This is a genomic window from Achromobacter sp. (genome assembly GCF_036567245.1).
Taxonomy (GTDB): Bacteria; Pseudomonadota; Gammaproteobacteria; order Burkholderiales; family Burkholderiaceae_B; genus Achromobacter.
The window spans coordinates 1-6,171 of record NZ_DATCUY010000616.1 but is presented as its reverse complement, the minus strand read 5'-3'; the positions used below and the strand labels follow the sequence as shown (position 1 = coordinate 6,171).

6 protein-coding genes are annotated in these 6,171 nt (G+C 67.3%); all 6 read right to left on the bottom strand.

Going from position 1 to position 6,171, the window contains the following annotated elements; translation table 11 throughout:
• A partial coding sequence (locus VIR09_RS26240) for an ABC transporter permease subunit (protein WP_332015524.1) occupies window positions 1–1,265 on the bottom strand: 1,265 nt, incomplete at its 3' end.
• On the bottom strand, window positions 1,262–2,302 hold the full coding sequence (locus VIR09_RS26235; RefSeq protein ID WP_332015523.1) for a branched-chain amino acid ABC transporter permease: 1,041 nt from the start codon (window positions 2,300–2,302) through the stop codon (window positions 1,262–1,264). The genes VIR09_RS26235 and VIR09_RS26240, both read right to left, overlap by 4 nt.
• A 177-nt stretch (window positions 2,303–2,479) precedes the next feature.
• Entirely contained in the window at window positions 2,480–3,631 is a 1,152-nt protein-coding gene (locus VIR09_RS26230) for an ABC transporter substrate-binding protein (RefSeq protein ID WP_332015522.1), read from the bottom strand.
• Window positions 3,632–3,806: 175 nt separating this feature from the next.
• Entirely contained in the window at window positions 3,807–4,535 is a 729-nt protein-coding gene (locus VIR09_RS26225; protein ID WP_332015521.1) for an SDR family NAD(P)-dependent oxidoreductase, read from the bottom strand.
• Window positions 4,536–4,599: 64 nt separating this feature from the next.
• The gene (locus VIR09_RS26220) at window positions 4,600–5,385 is read right to left on the bottom strand and encodes a cyclase family protein (RefSeq protein WP_332015520.1); all 786 of its coding nucleotides are present in this window, start codon (window positions 5,383–5,385) and stop codon (window positions 4,600–4,602) included.
• A 45-nt stretch (window positions 5,386–5,430) separates the two neighbouring features.
• A partial coding sequence (locus VIR09_RS26215) for an SDR family NAD(P)-dependent oxidoreductase (RefSeq protein ID WP_332015519.1) occupies window positions 5,431–6,171 on the bottom strand: 741 nt, incomplete at its 5' end.

Below are 6,171 nucleotides of genomic sequence, written 5' to 3'. Positions count from 1 at the left end.
GCGATGCGGCGCGCGCCGGCGCCGGCCACGGAATGGCCCAGCAGCGTCACCGTGCCCGAGGTCGGCGTGTCCACGCCGGAGATCTGGTTGAACATGGTGCTCTTGCCGGCGCCGTTGGGGCCGATCAGCGCCAGGATTTCGCCGGCGCGGATTTCCAGGTTCATGGCGTTGTTGGCGACCAGGCCGCCGAACTTGCGCGTTACGTCCACGGCCTTGAGCACCACCTCGCCGCGCGGCGGCATGGGCTTGCGCGGCAGCGGCTCGGCCTGCATGTCCAGCTTGCGCGGCTGCTTCTTCACCGGCACGCAGCGCGTCAGCACCGGCCACAGGCCGCTGCGGGCGCGGTGCAGCAGCAGCACCATGCCGAAACCGAACACGATGACCTCGAAGTTGCCGGTCTGGCCCAGCAGCTTGGGCATCCAGTCCTGCAGCCACTGTTTGAGCACGGTGAAGACGCCCGCGCCGACCAGCGCGCCCCAGACCTGTCCCGCGCCGCCGATGACGGTCATGAACAGGTATTCGATGCCCATCTGCAAGCCGAAGGGGTTGGGGTTCACGAAGCGCTGCATGTGCGCGTATAGCCAGCCCGAGGCGCAGGCCTGCAACGCCGCGATGATGAAGATCACCATGCGCGAGCGGGCGGTGTCCACGCCCATGGATTCGGCCATCACGCGGCCGCCCTTGAGCGCGCGGATGGCGCGGCCCTCGCGCGAATCCAGCAGGTTCTGGGTGGACCACACCGCCACCAGCAGAAAGGCCCAGATCAGGTAGTAGATGTTGTCGCCCTGGTTCAGCGTCCAGCCGAACAGGCTGATGGCAGGAATGTCCGGGATGCCGGTATGGCCGCCCAGGCCCTCGACCGAGCCGAAGACGAAGTACAGCGACAGACCCCAGGCGATCGTGCCCAGCGGCAGGAAATGGCCCGACAGCTTCAGCGTGATCGCGCCCAGCAGGTAGGCGATGACCACGGTCAGCGCCAGTCCGGCCAGCAAGGTCAGCCAGGGCGAGGCGCCCAGCCATGCCAGCCAGGACGGCAGCGTGTCGGCGCGGGTGGTCAGCAGCGCGGTGGTGTAGGCGCCCACGCCCACGAAGGCGGCCTGCCCGAAGCTGGTCAGGCCGCCAACGCCGGTCAGCAGCACCAGGCCCAGCGCCACCATGGCATACAGGCCGATGTAGTTCAGCAGCGTGACGTAGAACGGCGGCAGCGCCAGCGGCGCCAGGGCCAGCAGCGCCAGGAAGGCGAGGAGGATGTGGCGCGGGTTCATTCGTCTTCTTCCTCGACGTGATGGCTTTTCAGTGAACGCCAGAGCAGCACGGGGATGATCAGCGTGAACACGATGATTTCTTTGTAGGCGCTGGCCCAGAACGAGGAGAAGGCTTCGATCAGGCCCACCAGGATGGCGCCGGCCGCCGCCAGCGGATAGCTCACCAGGCCGCCGATGATGGCGCCCACGAAGCCCTTCAGGCTGACCATGAAGCCGGAGTCGAAATACATGGTGGTGATGGGGGCGATCAGGATGCCCGAGACCGTGCCGATCAATGCCGCCAGGAAGAACGTGGCCTTGCCGGCGAAGATCGGCGATATGCCCATCAGCCGCGCGCCCAGCCGGTTGAAGGCGGCCGCGCGCAGCGCCTTGCCGTACATCGAGCGTTCGAAGAACTGATAGAGCACGATGATGAGCAGGGCCGACACCGCCACCACCCACAGCGCCTGGCTGTTGACGTTGAGCGGTCCCAGCGCCAGGCTGGCGTCGCTGAACGGCGCGGTGCGGGCGCCTTCCGCGCCGAAAGCCAGCAGTCCCAGGCCGACCAGCGCCAGATGCACGGCAATGGAGACGATCAGCAGCACCAGCGTCGAGGCCGACGCGATGGGCTGGTAGAACAATCGATACAGCTGCGGTCCCATCGGCACCAGCAACAGCAGCGTCAGCAGCGCCTGCGCCGCCATCGGCAACTGGGCCAGCGGCAGCTTATAGAACAGCGCGGCCAGCGCCAGCGGATAGGCCAGTTTGGCGGCCATGCGCCAGGCGCCGCGGTTGCGTCCCGGCCGCTTGCGGCGCGCCAGCAGATCGGCGCCGACCTCGGCCAGCGCGAAGGCGAGCAGCAGCCACACCAGCAGCACCGGCTTGCCGGCCTGCAGCGCGGCCATGGTGAGCGCGCCGAACGCGACGAACTCGCCTTGCGGGATGAACAGCACGCGGGTGACGGTAAAGACCAGCAGGATGGACAAGGCCAGCAGCGCATAGATGGCGCCGTTGGTGATGCCGTCCTGCCCGAGTATCAGGGCAATCTGAGCATTCATGCGAAATTCCGGGTAAGACAGACAAGCAAGCCAGGCGCGTCATCCTCACATGCGCCGTGGGTGCCACCACGAAGCAGGCTCTACGCATCCCAAGCGGGATGCCGCGGAGCCGGGCTCTGCCGGTCCGCTGGCATGCCCCCCTGGGGGGGAAGCGCGCAGCGCTTCGGGGGGGGGAGACTATTTCACCAATGTCCAGGCGCCGTCCTTGACGGTGATGAGTTCGCGGCCGCGGTCGTCGAAGCCGCTATGGTCGGCGGCGCTCATGTTGTAGACGCCCTGGGTGCCAACCAGCTCCTTGGTCTGTTCCAGCGCATCGCGCAGCGCGTTGCGGAACTCCTTGGTGCCCGGCTTGCCGGCCTTTTCCGCCAGCGGCACGGCTTTTTCCAGCAGCAGGCCGGCGTCGTAGACGTTGGCGCCGAAGGTGGCCGGCTTGGAGCCGTTGAGTTTTTCGTAGGCGGCGATGTAGTCGGCGGCGACCTTCTTGGACGGGTTGCTGTCCGGCATTTCCGGCAGCACCAGCATCAGGCTGGCAGCCAGCACCGTGCCTTCGACCTTCTTGCCGCCCAGCTTCAGAAAGTCGGGCAGGGCCGCGCCATGGGTCTGGTAGAACTTGCCCTTGTAGCCCTGGTCGAACAGGGTGGTCTGCGGCAACACGCTGGCGGCGCCGGGGGCGGCCACCAGTACCGCGTCCGGTTTGGCGGCCAGGATCTTCAGCGCCTGGCCGGTGACCGAGCTGTCGAAGCGCAGGTAGCGTTCGTTGGCCGAGATCTTGATGCCCTTTTCAGCGGCCAGGCCCGAGAAGACCTTGTACCAGTTCTCGCCGTAGGGATCGTTCAGACCGATGAAGCCAACCGTCTTGATGCCGGTCTTGGCCATGTGGTCGATCAGCGCGCGCGCGATGATGTCGTCGTTCTGGGTGGTCTTGAAGACCCACTTCTTCTGTTCGTTCATGGGCAGCACGACCGCGGCGGTGCCTACCGGCGCCAGCATCGGCACGCCGGCCTCGGCCGCGAACTGGATCACGCCCATGGCGTTGGGCGAACCCGACGGGCCGATCAGCGCATCGACGTTCTGCTCCGAGATCAGCTTCTTGAAAGCCGTCACCGAGTTGGTGGAATCGCTGGCGTCATCCAGCGAAATGTACTCCACGGTCAGGTCGCCGATCTTCTTCGGCAGCAGCGGCACGGTGTTCTTCTGGGGGATCCCCACCAGTGCGGTGGGGCCGGTGGACGAGGTGACGACGCCGACCTTGACTTGGGCCAGGGCGGGCAGGGCGAACAGCGCGGCTACCGCGGCGGCCGCGGCCAGGGGGAGTTTCTTCGACAGCATGGCAAAACCTCCGGATAGGGGGCAGGGTGGGGTGCGGCTGGAAAACGGAGAAAACGGGTGCTTCTGTGCTTGCTTGGTTTGCTCTAATACTTGTTGCTTAAACTTTCTTTGCGCAGGCTACGCACTGTAGACCCGGTCCGCAGTGCTTACCTATCCGTCAAAACCCGAAGCGCGTTCAGATGGTGATGGAGCTGACGCTGGCGCCGCCGCAGACGAACAGGGTCTGGCCGGTGACGAAGCTGTTGGCCGGATCAGAGAAGAACATGACGGCGCGCGCCACGTCGTCCGAGCGGCCCAGGCGCTTGACCGGGATGCCGGCGGCCAGCTGCTGCTCGCGTTCGCTGCCGGGCTCGATCACCTCGTAGAACATATCGGTCTGGATCGGCCCGGGAGCCACCACATTGACCGTGATGCCATACGGCGCCAGCTCCAGCGACCAGGTGCGCGCCATGCCCACCATGCCGGCCTTGGTGGCCGAGTAGGCGGTGCGGGTCGGCAGGCCCAGCGCGCCGCGCGAGGACATCATCACGATGCGGCCGAATTTGCGTTCCTGCATGCCGGGCAGGGCGGCCTGCACCAGGCTGATGGCGGCGCCCAGATGGATCTGCGTCAGGCCATGCAGCTCTTCCTGAGTGACTTGCGGCAGCAGGTTGGGCCAGATGACGCCGGCATTGTGGATGACGTGGCTGATCGGAAACTTCGCTGCGGCTTCGGCGCCGGCCTGCGCGGTGGCTGCGGCGTCCAGCAGGTCCACCTGCATATTGTGCAGGCGCGGGTGGCTGAAGTCGGCGGCGCGGCGCGCCATGGAAATCACTTCGTAGCCCGCGTCCAGCATGCTGCGGCAGATTTCGGCGCCGATGCCGGCGCTGCCGCCGGTGACGATGGCGACGTTGGTATGCGTCATGGAATTCCCCTGTTGTCGTTGTTGTGCGGCCGGCTCAGGCGCGGCCGGCTTAGGCGCGGCCGGCTCAGGCCTTGGGCACCAGCGCCAGCACCCGCAGCGGGCTGCCCGAGCCGCTGCGGATCTTGAGCGGCGCAGAGAAGATCACCGCGCCGGTGGGCGGCAGCTGGTCCAGGTTGGTCATGCATTGCAGGCCGTAGCGGTTGTTGCCGTGCATGTAGTAATGGCAGGGATAGGGGGGATCCAGGTGCTGCGCCTGGCCCGCGTCGGTGCCCACAGACTCGGTGCCGAAGCCGTGCACGTCGCGCTCCTTGATCAGCCAGGGAACCACTTCCGCATCCGGGCCGGGCGAGTGCGCGCCGTCTTCCTGCAGGTTCAGGTAGTCGGCGGGCTTGGCGCGCTTGGACCAGTCGGTGCGCATCAACACCCAGGAACGCGCGGGGATGCGGCCGTGCCGCTCTTCCCATTTCTTCACGAAGTCTATGGTCAGCAGGAAGTCGGGGTTGTCGCGGGACTCGGCCGAGCAGTCGATGACGCAGGCGCTGGCGATGAAGGCCTCGACCGGAATGGTGTCCACCGTGTTGTCAGGCTGGTCCTTGCCCGTGACCCAGTGGGCCGGGGCGTCGAAGTGGGTGCCGGTGTGCTCGGAGCACGAGAAGTTGTTCCAGTACCAGGCGGGGCCGCGCTCGTCGTAGCGCGAGATTTCCTCGATGCGGAACGGCCAGGCCTGGCCGAACTCCGGCGGCAGCACGATGGTCGGGAATTCCGGCGTCAGCGTCTCGGTCAGGTCCACCACGCGGATGCGGCCGGACATCAGTTCGGCCATGAATTGGGCAAGAATGTTTTGGCTCATGTGCTGTTCCTCTAGGTTCGTGCGTTGTCGGGGCGGGGCGGGCCGTCAGGCTCCCAGCTCCCGTTCCAGTCCCTTGGGGTTCTCCGCCAGCCGGGCGCGGAACTCCTGCGCGACATCGCCGACGTAGACGTCCTCGATGCCTTCCTTCAGCGCGCGCACGATGGCGGCGGCGATCGCCGCGGGCGCCACGCGCGGGGGCGGCGTGCGCTGCTCCCATTCGTGATCCACCGGTCCGGGGAACACGTTCACTACCCGCACGCCCGCGCCGCGCATCTCGGCGCGCAGGCATTGCGCCAGGGACAGCGCGGCCGCCTTGGACGCCGACCACATGCCGCGCGAGGGCAGGTTCATTTGGGCGTAGATGGACAGCACGTTGACCCAGGCCGCGGCGCTGTTGACGCCGTCCGCGGCGCGGCCGCACAGCGCCGGGCCGAAGCTCTGCGCCAGGCGCATCAGCCCCAGCACGTTCACGTCCAGCGCGTCGCGCGCCGTGTTGACGTCCTTGCGGTTCAGCAGCCCGCCTTCGCGCTCCTGGTCGGCGGTGTTCACCAGGATCTCGACCTTGCCGCCGATGGACGCGGCGACCCGCTCGACCGAATCGGTATCGGTCACGTCGAGCACCACGGCCTGCACGCGCGGATCGGCCGCCAGCGCGTCGAAGGCGGCGTCGCGCTTCCACGCTTGCGGATCGCCCAGGAACACGGTCGGGCAGCCGGCTTCCAGCAGGGCGCGCGCCACGGCCTGGCCCACCGCCGATTTGCCGTCGGTGACGAGCGCGCGGCGGAA

Bases quoted from the DNA above. Each gene is read 5' to 3' on its own strand.
- VIR09_RS26220 (WP_332015520.1), bottom strand. From the start codon at position 5,385: ATGAGCCAAAACATTCTTGCCCAATTCATGGCCGAACTGATGTCCGGC.
- VIR09_RS26225 (WP_332015521.1), bottom strand. From the start codon at position 4,535: ATGACGCATACCAACGTCGCCATCGTCACCGGCGGCAGCGCCGGCATC.
- VIR09_RS26235 (WP_332015523.1), bottom strand. From the start codon at position 2,302: ATGAATGCTCAGATTGCCCTGATACTCGGGCAGGACGGCATCACCAAC.
- VIR09_RS26230 (WP_332015522.1), bottom strand. From the start codon at position 3,631: ATGCTGTCGAAGAAACTCCCCCTGGCCGCGGCCGCCGCGGTAGCCGCG.